Source organism: Streptomyces sp. NBC_00258 (assembly GCF_036182465.1).
Lineage (GTDB): Bacteria > Actinomycetota > Actinomycetes > Streptomycetales > Streptomycetaceae > Streptomyces.
In genome coordinates this window covers 4,085,055-4,101,392 of sequence record NZ_CP108081.1, presented here as the reverse complement: position 1 = coordinate 4,101,392, position 16,338 = coordinate 4,085,055, and the positions used below count along the sequence as shown (strand labels likewise).

The following is a 16,338-nucleotide window of genomic DNA, read 5'->3' as shown; positions in this document are numbered from 1 at the left end:
CCGCAGAGTGAAGTGCAGAGAAGGTTCATCCTGCGCAACCGAGTCATCGCGGCGTTGACCCGCGGCACGGTGGTCGTCGAGGCGGCGTACCGCAGCGGCGCCCTGGTCACCGCCCGAGCCGCTCAGCGGTTGGGCCGGTACGCGATGGGGGTGCCCGGCCCGGCCACCAGCGCGCTCTCGGCGGGGGTGCACGAACTGCTGCGCGGAGAGGCGGCGCTGGTCACCGACGCCGCGGAAGTGGCGGAGCTGGTCGGCGACATGGGCGAGCTGGCGCCGGACCGGCGTGGGCCGGTGCTGCCGCGCGACCTCCTGGACCCAGCCGCCGCCCGTGTGCTGGCCGCGCTGCCGGCCCACGGGACCGCGTCGCCGCAGGACACGGCCAGGGGCGCCGGAACGACGGCGGACGACGCGGTCGCGAGACTGTACGAACTCCGCTCACTTGGGTTCGTCGAACGACACGGCGACGGCTGGAAGTTGACACGCCAGGCCACTATCTCCGTCGACAAGGATCGGGGGCCATGCTGACCGAGAGTGTTCGGCCGTCCGGGCGACCCCCCGAAACCCTTGGCAATTCCCGTAGTTGGCGCTCAGCGATGATTACGCACGGCGACGGTCGTGACCCTGAGGGGCGCCCAGCGGAACGTATCTGCGCACGGTGGATCCCTCGCCCTTCGCACACTGCGACTCCTCAGTCACGCTACGCTCACGAGGATTCCGACTCAGACAGGCAACTCGACATCAGACCGACAGCTCACTCAGGCACCCCCAGTTCACGGCAGAACGGCACAAGGCGACGAATGCCCCAGCACACCTCCGGGTCTGACCGGGCGGCTGTTACCCCCGCTGCCCGCGGCGGCGTGCGGCCGCCCGCCCCCTCGACGCTCGACGAGCTGTGGAGGTCGTACAAGACCACGGGCGACGAGCGACTGCGCGAGCAGCTGATCCTGCACTACTCGCCGCTGGTGAAGTACGTCGCGGGCCGGGTGAGTGTGGGGCTGCCGCCCAATGTGGAGCAGGCGGACTTCGTCTCGTCGGGAGTGTTCGGGCTGATCGACGCCATCGAGAAGTTCGACATCGAGCGTGAGATCAAGTTCGAGACGTACGCGATCACGCGGATCCGGGGCGCGATGATCGACGAGCTGAGAGCGCTCGACTGGATCCCGCGGTCCGTGCGGCAGAAGGCGCGCAATGTCGAGCGGGCCTACGCGACGCTGGAGGCACGGCTGCGGCGTACGCCGTCGGAGTGCGAGGTGGCCGGCGAGATGGGCATCGCGGTCGACGAACTGCATGCGGTGTTCAGCCAGTTGTCGCTGGCGAACGTGGTGGCCCTGGAGGAGCTGCTGCACGTCGGCGGCGAGGGCGGCGACCGGCTGAGCCTGATGGACACCCTTGAGGACACCGCGGCCGACAATCCCGTGGAGGTCGCCGAGGACCGGGAACTGCGGCGCTTCCTGGCGCGGGCCATCAACACGCTGCCCGAGCGCGAGAAGACCGTCGTCACGCTCTACTACTACGAAGGGCTCACGCTCGCCGAGATCGGCAATGTCCTCGGAGTGACGGAGAGCCGGGTCAGCCAGATCCACACCAAGTCCGTCCTCCAGCTGCGGGCCAAGCTGGCGAGTTTCGGGCGCTGATCTCGTTTCCTCGAATGCTGATCTCGCTGAATCGTCCCTGCCTCCGGCGCGGGGCGGTGCCCTGCGGGGGCGCGTGAGGTGAAGCCGGATGCTGCCGGCCGTAGCGCCTCTGAAGTGGGACTTCTTTCGGCCGGGGACCCAGGGATCAAGCCCTGAGGGGCGAGACCCTCCCGTCTTGGGCGGGGCATCCGTAAAGTGGGAGCGTGCCAAGGATTCGAGCGGCCTCCGTGGCCGAGCACCGGTCGATGCAGCGAGCCGCCCTGCTGGACGCGGCACGGTCACTGCTGTCCGAGGGCGGGACGGAGGCGCTGACGTTCCCGGCACTCGCCGAGCGGACGGGTCTGGCGCGGTCTTCCGTGTACGAGTACTTCCGGTCGCGGGCGGCCGTCGTCGAAGAACTCTGCGAGGTCGACTTCCCGGTGTGGGCGGCCGAGGTCGAGGCGGCGATGGCGCTGGCCGGTACGCCCGAGGGCAAGGTCGAGGCGTACGTCCGCCGGCAACTCGGTCTCGTCGGCGACCGGCGTCACCGGGCCGTCGTGGCGATCTCCGCGAGCGAGCTCGACGCGGGTGCGCGCGAGAAGATCCGCGCGGCTCACGGGGGACTCGTCGCGATGATCGTGGAGGCGCTGCGGGACATCGGGCACGAACAGCCGCGGATGGCCGCGATGCTCCTCCAGGGGATCGTGGACGCGGCCGTGCGCAGGATCGAGATCGGTGCGGCCGAGGATCCCGGTGTGATCACCGATGCCGCGGTGGCGATGGCCCTGCGGGGCGTCCAGGGCTGAGTCCCTCCGACCTCGGACGGCCGGGAGTCCTCCGGCGTCGGACGGTCAGGATCCCTCCCGCGTCGGACGGCCGGTGTCCCTCCGGCCGCTGCCGGCCGGGGTGCCTCTCAGGCGTGTCGGTCGGTGTCGATTTGGCGGGATGCCGTTCGTATGGGGGTGGAGGCCACTTCCCTCTGGGATGGTTGCGCCCCTTTCGAAACGTAGGCCCGGAGGTTGTCATGTCGTTCACCGACGAAGAGATCGCCTACATGCGGTCACAGCCGCTCGCGCGCGTCGCGACACTGTCTCCCGACGGCCGGCAGCCCGACGTGGTCCCGCTCGCCTTCGAATACGACGGCACGCATTTCTGGGTCGGCGGCAGCGGCTCGTCGGTCGCCGGGACCCGTAAGTTCCGCAACATCCGGGGCGGCCACCACGAGGTGGCCCTCGTCATCGACGATCTGGTGTCCCTCAATCCGTTCGTCGCACGAGGCGTCCGGGTCTACGGCATCGCCGATGAACCCGTCGAGCGTGTGGGGATGGTCGGCCCGGGGCTCTATGTGCGCATCACGCCGACCCTCTCCTGGAGTTGGAACATGGCGGGCCGTCCGGTGGGCGCGGAGTGGTACCCGTCGCGTCGGTCGGTCCACGAGGTGCCGCCGTCCGGTCGGCCGGACCCGAGCTAGGGCACGGCCCGTGCCCCGGACTCGGGCACTCCGATGACCGGCAGCAGCCGTGACGGACCACGGCCGAGCAGCCATGGCGGCAGCAGGGACAGGGGATCCAGGTAGGTGTCGGCCCGGCGCAGTCCCCAGTGCAGGCAGGACGCCGGGCAGTGGGAACCCGTCGGTTCCACTACGCCGATCACCTCGCCCGCCGCCACCTCCGCGCCCCTTTTCGCCGTCGCCCGCACCGGCTCGTAGGTCGTGCGCAGGGGTGGGTCTCCCGTGCCGTTCAGCTCCACCGAGACGACTCCACGGCCCGCGACCCGGCCCGCGAAGGACACGCGGCCGGGAGCCACCGCGCGGACCGGGGTGCCGGGGGCCGCGGTGAGATCGACGCCGCGGTGGCCACGGCCGTAGGTGGTGGCCGGGGGTTCCCAGCCGCGTATCACCGATGGACGCAGGCCCACCGGCCAGGCGCGGCCGATGGCGGGCACCGGTGTGTCGGCGGGTGGAGCCGCCGGGGGCGAACTGCCGTCGGGATCGCTGCCGGGACCGCCACCGCGGCCACCGCCGGGACCGCCGTCGAGGGCGGTCGCCGCGGGGAGAGCGGCACCCCCGGCGCCCACGGCGGCCACCATCAGGGCCAGCAGCAGCGTCAGCCACGTACGCGTCGATCGGTCTTCTCGCATGCGAGAACGGTCCCGTGCTCGGTGGAAAAAAGTGGATCATGGCCAGGATCTGTGGAGTACCGGTCGGTTGTGGACAGCGGCGTCACCCGGCACCTCGCGGGTCCCGTACACTTCTTGTGGCGATCCGGGTCACCGGGTCGACTTCGCACGCCCCGACACCAGGCCCTCAAACAGCCGGTGTCAGCGCCTCTCGGTCCCTAGCGGCAAGGCGCATCGCGGGCGTCAGGCGCGAGTGCCGTCCGGCACGCGCGGCACAACCGAGAAACTCAAGGAGAACGGCCATGGCCGTCGTCACGATGCGGGAGCTGCTGGAAAGCGGCGTCCACTTCGGTCACCAGACCCGTCGTTGGAACCCGAAGATGAAGCGATTCATCTTCACGGAGCGCAACGGCATCTACATCATCGACCTGCTCCAGTCGCTGTCGTACATCGACCGCGCCTACGAGTTCGTCAAGGAGACCGTCGCCCACGGCGGCACGGTCATGTTCGTCGGCACGAAGAAGCAGGCGCAGGAGGCGATCGCCGAGCAGGCGACCCGCGTCGGCATGCCCTACGTCAACCAGCGCTGGCTGGGCGGCATGCTCACCAACTTCTCCACCGTCTACAAGCGTCTGCAGCGCCTCAAGGAGCTTGAGCAGATCGACTTCGAGGACGTCGCCGCGTCCGGTCTGACCAAGAAGGAGCTTCTCGTGCTCTCGCGCGAGAAGGCCAAGCTTGAGAAGACCCTCGGTGGTATCCGCGAGATGTCCAAGGTTCCCAGCGCCGTCTGGATCGTGGACACCAAGAAGGAGCACATCGCGGTCGGTGAGGCCCGGAAGCTCAACATTCCGGTCGTCGCCATCCTCGACACGAACTGCGACCCCGACGAGGTCGACTACAAGATCCCGGGCAACGACGACGCGATCCGCTCCGTCACCCTGCTCACCCGCGTGATCGCCGACGCCGTCGCCGAGGGCCTCATCTCCCGTTCCGGTGCCGGCAAGGCCGCCGAGGGTGACAAGGCCGCGGGCGAGCCGCTCGCCGCGTGGGAGCGCGACCTGCTCGAGGGTGGCGAGAAGAAGGCCGACGAGGCCACCGCCGAGGCTCCCGCCGCCGAGGCGCCTGCTGCTGAGGCCCCTGCCGCCGAGGAGGCCCCCGCGGCCGCCGAGGCGGAGGCTCCGGCCGCTGCCGAGGCTCCCGTCGCCGAGGCTCCCGCCGCTGCTGAGGCCGAGGCCGAGAAGCCGGCCGAGGCCGCCGAGCAGGCCTGACGAACCAGCGTCACGGTTGAGTGACGGCGGGCGGTGCCAAGGGCGCCGCCCGCCGTTCACCCCCAGACCGTAGATCTTCGGTGGACGCCCGCCCGATCAGCGGCGGACGCCGACTTCGAGACTTCGAACTCCGAGAAGAGATTCACAGATCATGGCGAACTACACCGCCGCTGACGTCAAGAAGCTCCGCGAGCTCACCGGCGCCGGCATGATGGACTGCAAGAAGGCGCTGGACGAGGCCGACGGCAACGTCGACAAGGCCGTCGAGGCGCTGCGCATCAAGGGCCAGAAGGGCGTCGCCAAGCGCGAGGGCCGCTCCGCCGAGAACGGCGCCGTGGTTTCCATCATCGCCGACGACAACACCTCGGGCGTCCTGGTCGAGCTGAAGTGCGAGACGGACTTCGTCGCCAAGGGCGAGAGGTTCCAGGCTGTCGCCAACACGATCGCCGAGCACGTCACCAAGACCTCCCCGGCCGACCTCGAGGCGCTGCTCGCGTCCGAGATCGAGGCCGGCAAGACGGTCCAGGCGTACGTCGACGAGGCCAACGCGAACCTGGGCGAGAAGATCGTCCTGGACCGCTTCGCGCAGTTCTCCGGCGCCTACGTCGGCTCGTACATGCACCGCACCATGCCCGACCTGCCCCCGCAGATCGGTGTCCTGGTCGAGCTGGACAAGGCCGACGCCGACCTCGCCAAGGGCATCGCGCAGCACATCGCCGCCTTCGCGCCGAAGTACCTCTCCCGTGAGGACGTTCCGGCCGAGGTCGTCGAGTCCGAGCGTCGCGTCGCCGAGGAGACCACCCGCGCCGAGGGCAAGCCCGAGGCCGCCCTCCCGAAGATCGTCGAGGGTCGCGTCAACGGCTTCTTCAAGGAAGCCACCCTTCTCGGTCAGCCGTACGCGCTCGACCAGAAGAAGTCCGTCCAGAAGATCCTGGACGAGGCCGGTGTCACCCTGAAGCGTTTCGTACGCATCAAGGTCGGCATCTGAGTCCGTACCGCGATCGACGCACGACCCCGATAGGGTCGACAGCAGTCGTCCGCGTACGCCATCACGCGTGTGCGTGACGGTCGACAGCAGATCTGACGAGGAGGCCATTGCCGCGCATGGGTTGCCACCAACACCCCACCGGCAATGGCCTTCTTTGTATGTGCGACACGTAGAAGAGGCGAGATCTCCATGACCACCACCAAGGCCGACAAGGACGAAAAGAGCGACACCGGCAAGGGCGCCGGCCGCTTCCTGCTGAAGCTTTCCGGCGAGGCGTTCGCCGGTGGCGGGGCACTCGGCGTCGACCCCGACGTGGTGCACAAAATGGCCCGGGAGATCGCCGCGGTGGTCCGCGGCGGTGCCCAGATCGCCGTCGTCATCGGCGGCGGCAACTTCTTCCGCGGTGCCGAACTCCAGCAGCGCGGCATGGACCGGGCCCGCTCCGACTACATGGGCATGCTCGGCACGGTCATGAACTGCCTGGCCCTCCAGGACTTCCTGGAGAAGGAGGGCATCGACTCGCGCGTGCAGACCGCCATCACCATGGGGCAGGTCGCCGAGCCGTACATCCCGCTGCGGGCCGTGCGGCACCTGGAGAAGGGCCGTGTGGTCATCTTCGGTGCGGGCATGGGCATGCCCTACTTCTCCACCGACACCACCGCCGCCCAGCGCGCCCTGGAGATCGACGCCGAGGCTCTGCTGATGGGCAAGAACGGTGTGGACGGGGTCTACGACTCCGACCCGAAGACCAACCCCGAAGCGGTCAAGTTCGACTCGCTCAGCTACGGCGAGGTCATCACCCGCGACCTCAAGGTCGCCGACATGACCGCGATCACCCTGTGCCGCGACAACAAGCTCCCGATCCTCGTCTTCGAGCTTCTGGCCGAGGGCAATATCGCGCGGGCGGTCAAGGGTGAGAAGATCGGCACGCTTGTGGGTGACCAGGGCAGTCGGGCCTGACCGGGGGATGGACAATGTCCTGCCGGTCGGGAACCGTGCAGGAATAAGACGCGACGCAGCCGGCCGCCTACCCGCCAAGGAACCGCAGCCGGGCCTACTCAAGACACGCAGGAGCAAGTGGTGATCGAAGAGACCCTCCTCGAGGCCGAGGAGAAGATGGAGAAGGCCGTCGTGGTCGCCAAGGAGGACTTCGCCGCGATCCGCACCGGCCGTGCGCACCCGGCGATGTTCAACAAGATCGTGGCGGACTACTACGGCGCGCTGACGCCGATCAACCAGCTGGCCTCGTTCTCGGTGCCCGAGCCGCGTATGGCCGTGGTGACCCCGTTCGACAAGAGCGCGCTGCGCAACATCGAGCAGGCGATCCGTGACTCCGACCTCGGAGTCAACCCGAGCAACGACGGCAATATCATCCGGGTGGTGTTCCCCGAGCTGACGGAGGAGCGCCGCAAGGACTACATCAAGGTCGCGCGCACCAAGGCCGAGGACTCCAAGATCTCGATCCGCTCCGTGCGCCGCAAGGCCAAGGACGCCATCGACAAGCTGATCAAGGACGGCGAGGTCGGCGAGGACGAGGGCCGCCGTGCGGAGAAGGAGCTCGACGACACCACGGCGAAGTACGTCGCTCAGGTGGACGAGCTGCTCAAGCACAAGGAAGCAGAGCTGCTCGAGGTCTGATGAACGACTCTTCCTGGGAGGCGCCGCCACAAGCCGGGTACTGGGGGCCGTCCGACCAGGGGCCTGTCCAGGGGGCTGCCCCGGCGGGTCCCGCCTACGATGCGTACAACGCGCAGCAGACTCGCCCCATGCCCATCGTGCCCGACGTACCCGCGCATGGCGGAGACCAGGATGACGACCGGGGGGCTGCTCGGACGGGCGGCCCCCTGTTCCGCGACGAGGCGCCTCGGACGCCGCCGCACCAGGATCCGTCCTCTCAGGTGCCGTCCCACCAGTCGCAGAATCCGCAGGAGCCCATGTCCAGCGCCGCACAACCCGCACCCGCGCCGCAGAAGAAGAGCGCGGGCCGCGACCTGGGCGCTGCCATAGGGGTCGGGGTCGGGCTCGGTGCCGTGATCGTCGCGTCGCTGTTCGTCGTCAAGGCCGCCTTCGTCGGGGTGATAACGGTCGCCGTCGTGGTCGGCCTGTGGGAGCTCACGTCGCGGCTCGCGGAGCAGAAGGGCATCAAGGCGCCGCTCGTGCCGCTGGCGGTCGGCGGTGCCGCGATGGTGATCGCCGGATACGTCCGGGGTGCCGAGGGTGCCTGGGTGGCGATGGCGCTCACCGCGCTCGCGGTCCTGGTCTGGCGGATGACCGAACCGCCCGAGGGGTACCTCAAGGACGTCACCGCGGGAGTCTTCGCCGCCTTCTACATTCCGTTCCTCGCCACGTTCGTGGCGATGATGCTCACCGCGGACGACGGTGCGCGGCGGGTGCTCACGTTCCTGCTGCTGGCCGTGGTCAGTGACACGGGCGCGTACGCCGTCGGCTGGCGCTTCGGCAAGCACAAGCTCGCCCCGCGCATCAGCCCCGGCAAGACCCGCGAGGGCCTGCTGGGCGCGCTCGCCTTCGCCATGGTGGCGGGCGCGTTGTGCATGCAGTTCCTCATCGACGGCGGCACCTGGTGGCAGGGGCTGATCGTCGGCCTCGCGGTCGCGGCCAGCGCCACGCTCGGCGACCTCGGCGAGTCGATGATCAAGCGCGACCTCGGAATCAAGGACATGGGCACCTTGCTGCCGGGGCACGGCGGCATCATGGACCGCCTGGACTCGCTGCTGCCCACGGCTCCGGTGGTGTGGCTGCTGCTCGTGCTGTTCGTCGGTAGCTGATCGTCGGGAGCTGACACCGAGGTTCGCGGTCTGCGGTTTCGCGGTACGAGGGGCTCGTCGTCCAAGTGGACGGCGAGCCCCTGACGTATGTCTGCCGTACGCATGCCGGATGTCCGGGCCACTCGAACGGGAGGGCCCTGGTCTGCGCCGATGTCAGTCCGTGCCGTATTCGTGCGGTCGGCCGCCCTGCCAGTCCACCCAGTGCGGATCCTCCAGCAGCTCCCACGCGTCCGGCAGGCCCGCGCGGCGCAGGAACTCGATCAGGTCGGCGTCGCTGTGGGCGAGGCCGGCGACCCGGGAGCGGATCGACACCCGGCGGCCGCCGGTGCCGGCCGCGCGATGCACGACGATGGGCGCGGTGCCCTCGCCTTCAGGCTGTGACTGTTCGCGGTTCACAGCTCACCGCGGAAGCCATAGGGGGTGGGGGCGCGTCTGCCGCCCACTGGTCGCGCGGCGAGCTTCCGCCCGGGCGTCGGTGGGGGAGGCGTGCGTGCTTGATCCGGGCGAGACAGGTATTCGTACACGAGTTCGATTGTAGGTCCAGGTGTGGCCCTTGGGACAGAGCCAGGCCTCCCGCGGCATCGAACTTGGGCCCGTCGGCAGCTCACGACCACGCGCCTGCCCGAGGTCGTGACCCGAGGGATGGGTAGGTTTGTCGCACCGCTCAAGGAGATGCCCGATGCCGGAACGCCGTAGAGCCCTGTACGTGACCGATCTCGCCTACCAGGCACGGGGGCGGCGCTACTGCGACGAGGACATCTTCCTGACCTCCCGACTGCGCGACGCCTTCGATGTCGCCCTGTGCCACCCGCTGGACGCCGCCGCGCTGATGGACGCCTTCGACGTGGTCGTGGTCCGCAACAGCGGGCCGGTGCTGCACTACCAGAAGGAGTACGACGCCTTCCGGGAGCGGGCGACGGCCGTCGGCACCCGGGTCTACAACCCGTTGACCGGACGCGGCGACATGGCGGGCAAGCAGTACCTGCTGGATCTGACCGCCGCAGGACACCCGGTCATCCCCACCGTCGACCGGCCCGAGGACCTGCACCTGCTCCCCGGGGCCGGCCAGTACGCGGTCAAGCCCAAGGTGGGCGCGGACTCCATAGGCCTGGCCTTCCTGCCCCGAGAGCAGCTCGGCGCCCTCGCCTACGGCGACATCCTGGTCCAGCCGCGCATCGACTTCCGCTACGAAGTGTCCTTCTACTACGTCGACGACGCCTTCCAGTACGCCCTTCACGCCCCCGATCCCGAGCGCCGCTGGGTCCTTGAGCCCTACGAGCCCACCGACGCCGACCTGGCCTTCGCCCGGCGTTTCATCGACTGGAACACCCTCGACCACGGCATCCAGCGCGTGGACGCCTGCCGCACCCGGGAAGGCGCGCTGCTCCTCGTCGAACTGGAGGACCTCAACCCGTACCTGTCCCTGGAACTGGTCTCCGACCGGACCCGCGACTCCTTCGTGGCGAGCATGACGGAATCGGTCCACCGGTTCCTGGATGCCCAGCCCCGCAGCTGAGACTGCCGGCGGCACAAGTCACACGATTCGATCTGCGACACTGATACAGCCATGCCTAAGCCCGGAGAACTCACTTTCGTTGCCCCCCGCGGAGCCAAGAAGCCGCCGCGGCACCTTGCCGATCTCACGCCTGCCGAGCGTAAAGAGGCGGTTGCCGCGGTCGGTGAGAAGCCGTTTCGTGCCAAGCAGCTGTCGCAGCACTACTTCGCACGGTACGCGCACGACCCGGAGCAGTGGACCGACATCCCCGCCGGATCGCGCGCCAAGCTGCAGGAAGCGCTGCTGCCCGAGCTGATGACGGTCGTGCGGCACCTTTCCACCGATGAGGACACCACCCGCAAGACCCTCTGGCGGCTCTTCGACGGCACGCTCGTCGAGTCCGTGCTGATGCGGTACCCGGACCGGGTCACCATGTGCATCAGCTCGCAGGCGGGCTGTGGCATGAACTGTCCGTTCTGTGCCACCGGGCAGGCCGGTCTCGACCGGAATCTGTCCAGCGCAGAGATCGTGCACCAGATCGTGGACGGGATGCGGGCGCTGAGGGACGGGGAGATTCCCGGCGGGCCGGCTCGGCTCAGCAACATCGTCTTCATGGGCATGGGCGAGCCGCTGGCCAACTACAAGCGGGTCGTCCAGTCCATCCGGGCCCTCACCGACCCCGAGCCGGACGGGCTCGGGCTGTCGCAGCGGGGGATCACCGTCTCCACGGTGGGTCTGGTCCCTGCCATCAACCGCTTCGCCGACGAGGGCTTCAAGTGCCGTCTCGCCATCTCCCTGCACGCACCGGACGACGAGCTGCGTGACACGCTCGTGCCCGTGAACACGCGGTGGAAGGTCCGGGAAGTGCTGGATGCCGGCTGGGAGTACGCGGCGAAGTCGGGGCGCCGGCTCTCCATCGAGTACGCGCTCATCCGGGACATCAACGACCAGGCGTGGCGCGGTGACCGGCTCGGGCGCATGCTCAAGGGCAAGCCCGTGCATGTGAACCTGATTCCGCTGAACCCGACACCCGGCTCCAAATGGACCGCCTCGCGGCCCGAGGACGAGAAGGCGTTCGTCGAGGCGATCGCCGCCCATGGTGTGCCCGTCACCGTCCGGGACACCCGTGGTCAGGAGATCGACGGGGCCTGCGGGCAGCTCGCGGCGACCGAGCGGTAGTCTGGCGGACGTACATACATCTTCATATTCCGACAGGGGAGCGCCACAGCGCTGAGAGTGCGGGACAGCCCGCAGACCCTCTGAACCTTGCCCAGGTCATTCTGGGTAGGAAGTTCGGTCACTACTCAAGCTGTTGCGCCCTGCCCGGGACCCGACCGAGGTCCCGGGCAGGGCCGCGTCTCTTCCTGGTCACCCCCAGGAGGAATTCAGTGAGCACCACAGGGAAGTTCACGGCCGTGGTCGCGGTCACCGGGCTCGGCCTCGCCGCGCTCACCGCGTGCGGGTCGTCCGACTCCGGCGACGAGGGCTCCGGGTCCAAGACCGTCACCCTCGTCAGCCATGACTCCTTCGCCTACACCAAGGCCGTACTGAAGGACTTCGAGAAGGAGTCCGGTTACAAGGTCAAGGTCCTCAAGGACGGCGACGCCGGTACGGCCGTCAACAAGGCCATCCTCACCAAGGACAACCCGCAGGGCGACGTCTTCTTCGGCGTCGACAACACCCTGCTGTCGCGGGCGCTCGACAACGGGCTGTTCCAGTCGTACGAGGCCAAGGGCTCGGACCTGATCCTGCCGCAGTACCGGGTCGACCAGGACAAGCACCGGGTCACGCCCATCGACTCCGGCGACATCTGCGTCAACTACGACAAGGCGTATTTCGACAAGCGGAAGCTGGCTCCGCCGACGTCCTTCGACGATCTGATCAAGCCCGAGTACAAGAACCTGCTGGTCACCGAGAACGCCTCCACGTCCTCGCCCGGCCTCGGTTTCCTGCTCGGGACTGCCGCCAAGTACGGCGACGACGGCTGGCAGGACTACTGGAAGAAGCTCAAGAGCAACGGCGTGAAGGTCGTCGACGGCTGGGAGCAGGCCTACAACGTGGAGTTCTCCGGTTCCGCCGGCGGCAAGAAGGCCAAGGGCGACCGGCCGCTCGTCGTCTCGTACGCCTCGTCCCCGCCGGCCGAGGTCATCTACGCCGACCCGAAGCCGAAGACCGCGCCGACCGGTGTCGCGGACGGCACCTGCTTCCGCCAGGTCGAGTACGCGGGCCTGCTCAGCAACGCGAAGAACACGAAGGGCGGCAAGGCGCTCATCGACTTCCTGATCACCAAGAAGTTCCAGGACGACATGCCGCTCAACATGTTCGTGTACCCGGTCCGTGAGGTCGCCCAGGTGCCCCCGGAGTTCACGAAGTTCGGCCCGGCCGTCGAGAACCCCGAGACCCTGGACCCCGCCAAGATCGCCGACAACCGTGACGAGTGGGTCAAGTCATGGACCTCGCTCGTACTGAAGTAGAGCCCCGCGCCGAGGCGGAGCCGCCCGCGAGCCGGCGTCCGCGCCCCCGCACGCGCCCGCGTACGGGGAGCGCGGCGCGGCTCGCTCTCATGGCCCTGCCCGTCGCGTTCTTCGGGCTCTTCTTCGCCTACCCGGTCGCGGCGATCACGGCCCGCGGGCTCAGGATCGACGGGGTCTGGCGGTTCGGGCGGATCGGCGACGTGCTCGCGCAGTCCGACATCCGGCACGTCCTGTGGTTCACGACCTGGCAGGCGCTCGCCTCGACCGCGCTCACACTGCTGATCGCGCTCCCCGGCGCGTATGTGTTCGCGCGCTTTGATTTCAGGGGCAAGCAGGTCCTGCGAGCCGTCGTCACCGTGCCGTTCGTGCTGCCTACCGTGGTCGTCGGCACGGCGTTCCTGGCACTCCTCGGCCGCGGTGGGCTTCTGGACGAGCTGTGGGGTGTACGGCTCGACACGACCGTGTGGGCGATCCTGCTGGCGCACGTCTTCTTCAACTACGCGGTCGTCGTCCGTACGGTCGGCGGCCTCTGGTCGCAGCTCGATCCGCGTCAGGAGGAGGCCGCGCGCGTGCTCGGCGCCTCACGGTTCGCCGCCTGGCGCAGGGTGACGCTTCCGGCGCTCGGGCCGGCCGTCGCGGCCGCCGCGCTCATGGTCTTCCTCTTCACCTTCACCTCGTTCGGCGTGGTGCAGATCCTCGGCGGCCCCACCTTCTCGACGCTCGAAGTCGAGATCTACCGGCAGACCTCGGAGATCTTCGACCTCTCGACGGCCGCCGTCCTCACCCTCGTCCAGTTCGTGGCGGTCGGCGCGATCCTCGCCGTCCACGCGTGGACGGTACGGCGGCGGGAGACCGCCCTGCGCCTGGTCGACGCGTCCGTGACGGCGCGACGGCCGCGCGGCGCCGGGCAGTGGGCGCTGCTCGCAGGTGTCCTCGCCACCATCGCCGTCCTGCTGGTGCTGCCGCTGGCCGTGCTGGTCGAGCGGTCCCTCGACGCCCCCGGATTCGGCTACTACAAGGCGCTGACCAGCGACGAGGGCGGCATTTTCCTCGTCCCGCCGATAGAGGCCATCGGCAACTCGCTGCAGTACGCGCTCGCCGCCACCGCCATCGCCCTGCTGATCGGCGGACTCGCGGCCGCCGCCCTCACCCGCCGGGACGCAGGCCGTCTCGTACGGGGGTTCGACGCCCTGCTGATGCTGCCGCTCGGTGTCTCCGCCGTGACCGTCGGGTTCGGCTTCCTCATCGCGCTCGACAAGCCTCCGCTGGACCTCCGGAGCACCTGGATCCTCGTGCCCCTCGCACAGGCGCTGGTGGGCGTCCCCTTCGTCGTACGGACCATGCTGCCCGTACTGCGGGCGGTGGACGGACGCCTGCGCGAGGCGGCCGCGGTGCTCGGGGCCTCGCCGTGGCGGGTGTGGCGCGAGGTCGATCTGCCGATGGTGCGGCGGGCGCTGCTGATCGCGGCCGGGTTCGCCTTCGCCGTGTCGCTGGGCGAGTTCGGCGCGACCGTCTTCATCGCGCGGCCCGACAACCCGACGCTGCCGGTCGCCGTGGCACGGCTGCTCGGGCGGGCCGGTGACCTCAACTACGGACAGGCCATGGCCCTTTCGACGATCTTGATGATGGTGTGCGCGGTGGCGCTGCTGGTTCTCGAACGTCTTCGCACCGACCGGACCGGGGAGTTCTGACCATGCGTGACGCAAAGCTCGAACTCGTTGGCGCGACCGTACGTTTCGGCGGGCGGGCCGTGCTCGACTCCGTCGGGCTCGATGTCGCCGAGCACGAGATCGTGTGCGTTCTCGGGCCCAGCGGCAGCGGCAAGTCGACCCTGCTGCGGGCGGTCGCGGGTCTCCAACCTCTGGACGAGGGACGGGTGTTCCTGGACGGCCTCGACCTCCACGGCGTGCCCGCGCACAAGCGGGGCGTCGGCCTGATGTTCCAGGACCACCAGCTGTTCCCGCAGCGCGACGTGGGCGGCAACGTGGCCTTCGGGCTGCGGATGCACGGCGAGTCGAAGGATCAACAGGCCGTACGTGTAAGGGAGTTGCTCGATCTCGTGGGGCTCCCCGGTGCCCGTGAGCGGGCCGTCGCCTCCCTCTCCGGTGGGGAGCAGCAGCGCGTCGCGCTCGCCCGGGCCCTCGCGCCCCGCCCCCGGCTGCTGATGCTCGACGAACCCCTGGGCCAGCTGGACCGCTCGCTGCGTGAACGGCTGGTGGTCGAACTCCGCCAGCTGTTCGGCGAGTTGGGCACCACCGTGCTCGCGGTCACCCATGACCAGGGGGAGGCGTTCGCGCTCGCCGACCGGGTCGTCGTGATGCGGGACGGCCGGATCGCTCAGTCCGGTACGCCACTTGAGGTCTGGCAGCGCCCGGCCGACGCGTTCGTGGCCCGCTTCCTCGGCTTCGAGAACGTGACCGCGGCGACCGTCAGCGGGGAGGCCGCGGACACGCCGTGGGGCAAGCTGCCGGTGCCCTCGGACGCCCGGCAGGGCGAGGTCGAACTGCTCGTCAGGCCCGCCGGCGTACGCCTCGTACCGGCGTCCGAGGGGCTGCGCTGCACGGTGGCCGCGCGGACGTTCCGGGGCACCCATGTCGCCGTACGGCTGCGGCCCGAGGACGCGCCGTGGCTGGAGGCGGCATGTGCCCTGCGGGACGCGCCGGAGACGGGCGACGAGGTCGGGGTGGCGTTCGACGCAGCGGAAATTGTCGTACTCGGAGGGCCACCAGGAGCCTAGGGTGCGGCTCATGACGCTACTCGGGCACGACCGCTACTGCGGCGAAATCGTCGGGCAGACCGCGCTGCTGAGGTCGCACCTCGCCGGCGCCGACCTCGACGCGACCGTACCGACCTGTCCGGACTGGACGCTGCGGCAGCTCGCCGTGCATGTCGGCGAGGCACATCGCTGGTCCGAGCACATCGTGCGGACGAGAGCGACGAAGAACGTGCCGGTCGAGCACGTGGCCGACGTCGGAGGACCGGAGAGCGACGACCCCGCCGCCCTGGACGCCTGGCTCGCCGAGGGCGCCGAGAAGGCCGCGGAGACCTTTCGCACCGCCGGGGCCGACACCGCCTCCTGGTCCTGGGCCTGGGAGCACACGGCAGGCTTCTGGGCGCGGCGCATGACCCACGAGACGGTGATCCACCGGGCCGACGCGGCGATCGCCGCGGGGGTGACGTACGAGGTGGCGCCGGAGTTCGCCGCCGACGCGATCGACGAGTGGCTGCAGATCGTACGGTTCGCGCAGGAGAAGTATCCGAGCGACGCCGCGAACGAACTGCGGGGCGAGGGGCGCAGCATCCACCTTCACGCCACCGACACCGAGTCCGGCCTGGACGCCGAGTGGCTCATCGAGTTCGAGGACGAGGGCATCGGCTGGCGGCGCGGGCACGAGAAGGCGACCGTCGCGCTGCGGGGGCCGCTCACCGAGGTGATGCTCGCCTTCTATCGCCGGATGGCGCCGGACGGTGGGGGGCTGGAGGTTCTGGGGGAGCGGGAGTTGCTGGACTTCTGGTTGGAGCGGGCCACGTTTGGTTGAGTGGTGGCGCTCCGCTCGGGCGCGGGTTTTCGTGTGCGGGCCCGGTGGGGGCTGGTC

16 protein-coding genes and 1 pseudogene are annotated in these 16,338 nt (G+C 69.4%); 15 read left to right on the top strand and 2 right to left on the bottom strand.

Going from position 1 to position 16,338, the window contains the following annotated elements; translation table 11 throughout:
• Positions 1-21: 21 nt before the first annotated feature.
• The 4 genes and pseudogenes from OG718_RS18130 to OG718_RS18115 all read left to right on the top strand — a co-directional run.
• A pseudogene (locus OG718_RS18130) lies at positions 22-525 on the top strand (DNA-processing protein DprA); the annotation flags it as partial.
• Between the two features lie 272 nt (positions 526-797).
• Positions 798-1,634 carry an RNA polymerase sigma factor WhiG gene (gene whiG / locus OG718_RS18125; RefSeq protein WP_055614587.1) on the top strand — a complete coding sequence of 279 codons (837 nt, stop codon included), beginning with the start codon at positions 798-800 and terminating at the stop codon, positions 1,632-1,634.
• A gap of 227 nt (positions 1,635-1,861) precedes the next feature.
• Positions 1,862-2,419 carry a TetR/AcrR family transcriptional regulator gene (locus OG718_RS18120; RefSeq protein ID WP_143640781.1) on the top strand — a complete coding sequence of 186 codons (558 nt, stop codon included), beginning with the start codon at positions 1,862-1,864 and terminating at the stop codon, positions 2,417-2,419.
• 218 nt (positions 2,420-2,637) lie between these two features.
• Complete coding sequence (locus OG718_RS18115) at positions 2,638-3,084, top strand: PPOX class F420-dependent oxidoreductase (RefSeq protein WP_328844602.1); 447 nt, start codon at positions 2,638-2,640, stop codon at positions 3,082-3,084.
• Here the strand turns inward: OG718_RS18115 and OG718_RS18110 are convergent.
• The gene (locus OG718_RS18110; protein WP_328844601.1) at positions 3,081-3,752 is read right to left on the bottom strand and encodes a murein hydrolase activator EnvC family protein; all 672 of its coding nucleotides are present in this window, start codon (positions 3,750-3,752) and stop codon (positions 3,081-3,083) included. The two genes, OG718_RS18115 and OG718_RS18110, sit on opposite strands and share 4 nt — an antisense overlap.
• Before the next feature lie 281 nt (positions 3,753-4,033).
• On the opposite strand from OG718_RS18110, the gene rpsB reads away from it, so the two are divergent.
• The 5 genes from rpsB (at position 4,034) to OG718_RS18085 (ending at position 8,773) form a co-directional block, all read left to right on the top strand.
• Entirely contained in the window at positions 4,034-4,999 is a 966-nt protein-coding gene (rpsB, locus tag OG718_RS18105) for a 30S ribosomal protein S2 (protein ID WP_306937532.1), read from the top strand.
• A 151-nt stretch (positions 5,000-5,150) separates the two neighbouring features.
• The gene (tsf, locus tag OG718_RS18100; protein WP_143640679.1) at positions 5,151-5,987 is read left to right on the top strand and encodes a translation elongation factor Ts; all 837 of its coding nucleotides are present in this window, start codon (positions 5,151-5,153) and stop codon (positions 5,985-5,987) included.
• Positions 5,988-6,176: 189 nt separating this feature from the next.
• A complete protein-coding gene (gene pyrH, locus OG718_RS18095) occupies positions 6,177-6,947 on the top strand; it encodes a UMP kinase (RefSeq protein ID WP_055614582.1) in 771 nt (256 codons plus the stop codon).
• Between the two features lie 120 nt (positions 6,948-7,067).
• Positions 7,068-7,625: a ribosome recycling factor gene (frr, locus tag OG718_RS18090; protein ID WP_037741929.1), complete on the top strand. Its 558-nt coding sequence runs from the start codon at positions 7,068-7,070 to the stop codon at positions 7,623-7,625.
• Positions 7,625-8,773 (top strand): phosphatidate cytidylyltransferase, encoded by a 1,149-nt coding sequence (locus tag OG718_RS18085; protein WP_328844600.1) that lies wholly within the window; start codon positions 7,625-7,627, stop codon positions 8,771-8,773. Before frr ends, OG718_RS18085 begins: the two co-directional genes overlap by 1 nt.
• Positions 8,774-8,926: 153 nt before the next feature.
• On the opposite strand, the gene OG718_RS18080 is transcribed toward OG718_RS18085, so the two are convergent.
• Entirely contained in the window at positions 8,927-9,169 is a 243-nt protein-coding gene (locus OG718_RS18080) for a hypothetical protein (RefSeq protein WP_143640681.1), read from the bottom strand.
• 283 nt (positions 9,170-9,452) lie between these two features.
• On the opposite strand from OG718_RS18080, the gene OG718_RS18075 reads away from it, so the two are divergent.
• The 6 genes from OG718_RS18075 to OG718_RS18050 all read left to right on the top strand — a co-directional run bounded on the left by OG718_RS18075 (position 9,453) and on the right by OG718_RS18050 (position 16,281).
• Positions 9,453-10,289, top strand: a complete 837-nt coding sequence (locus tag OG718_RS18075; RefSeq protein ID WP_328844599.1) for a hypothetical protein — start codon at positions 9,453-9,455, stop codon at positions 10,287-10,289.
• Between the two features lie 51 nt (positions 10,290-10,340).
• Complete coding sequence (rlmN, locus tag OG718_RS18070) at positions 10,341-11,447, top strand: 23S rRNA (adenine(2503)-C(2))-methyltransferase RlmN (RefSeq protein WP_328844598.1); 1,107 nt, start codon at positions 10,341-10,343, stop codon at positions 11,445-11,447.
• Between the two features lie 209 nt (positions 11,448-11,656).
• Complete coding sequence (locus tag OG718_RS18065) at positions 11,657-12,742, top strand: thiamine ABC transporter substrate-binding protein (RefSeq protein WP_328844597.1); 1,086 nt, start codon at positions 11,657-11,659, stop codon at positions 12,740-12,742.
• Complete coding sequence (locus OG718_RS18060) at positions 12,718-14,433, top strand: ABC transporter permease (RefSeq protein ID WP_443055125.1); 1,716 nt, start codon at positions 12,718-12,720, stop codon at positions 14,431-14,433. The genes OG718_RS18065 and OG718_RS18060 overlap by 25 nt, the downstream gene beginning before the upstream one ends.
• A 2-nt stretch (positions 14,434-14,435) precedes the next feature.
• Positions 14,436-15,479 (top strand): ABC transporter ATP-binding protein, encoded by a 1,044-nt coding sequence (locus OG718_RS18055; protein ID WP_328844596.1) that lies wholly within the window; start codon positions 14,436-14,438, stop codon positions 15,477-15,479.
• Positions 15,480-15,489: 10 nt separating this feature from the next.
• Complete coding sequence (locus OG718_RS18050; RefSeq protein WP_328844595.1) at positions 15,490-16,281, top strand: maleylpyruvate isomerase family mycothiol-dependent enzyme; 792 nt, start codon at positions 15,490-15,492, stop codon at positions 16,279-16,281.
• Positions 16,282-16,338: the final 57 nt, after the last annotated feature.

Coding starts and splice junctions, on each gene's coding strand:
- OG718_RS18075 (WP_328844599.1), top strand. CDS start 9,453: ATGCCGGAACGCCGTAGAGCCCTGTACGTGACCGATCTCGCCTACCAG.
- OG718_RS18115 (WP_328844602.1), top strand. CDS start 2,638: ATGTCGTTCACCGACGAAGAGATCGCCTACATGCGGTCACAGCCGCTC.
- rpsB (WP_306937532.1), top strand. CDS start 4,034: ATGGCCGTCGTCACGATGCGGGAGCTGCTGGAAAGCGGCGTCCACTTC.
- rlmN (WP_328844598.1), top strand. CDS start 10,341: ATGCCTAAGCCCGGAGAACTCACTTTCGTTGCCCCCCGCGGAGCCAAG.
- pyrH (WP_055614582.1), top strand. CDS start 6,177: ATGACCACCACCAAGGCCGACAAGGACGAAAAGAGCGACACCGGCAAG.
- whiG (WP_055614587.1), top strand. CDS start 798: ATGCCCCAGCACACCTCCGGGTCTGACCGGGCGGCTGTTACCCCCGCT.
- OG718_RS18050 (WP_328844595.1), top strand. CDS start 15,490: ATGACGCTACTCGGGCACGACCGCTACTGCGGCGAAATCGTCGGGCAG.
- OG718_RS18110 (WP_328844601.1), bottom strand. CDS start 3,752: ATGCGAGAAGACCGATCGACGCGTACGTGGCTGACGCTGCTGCTGGCC.
- OG718_RS18085 (WP_328844600.1), top strand. CDS start 7,625: ATGAACGACTCTTCCTGGGAGGCGCCGCCACAAGCCGGGTACTGGGGG.
- OG718_RS18060 (WP_443055125.1), top strand. CDS start 12,718: ATGGACCTCGCTCGTACTGAAGTAGAGCCCCGCGCCGAGGCGGAGCCG.
- tsf (WP_143640679.1), top strand. CDS start 5,151: ATGGCGAACTACACCGCCGCTGACGTCAAGAAGCTCCGCGAGCTCACC.
- OG718_RS18055 (WP_328844596.1), top strand. CDS start 14,436: ATGCGTGACGCAAAGCTCGAACTCGTTGGCGCGACCGTACGTTTCGGC.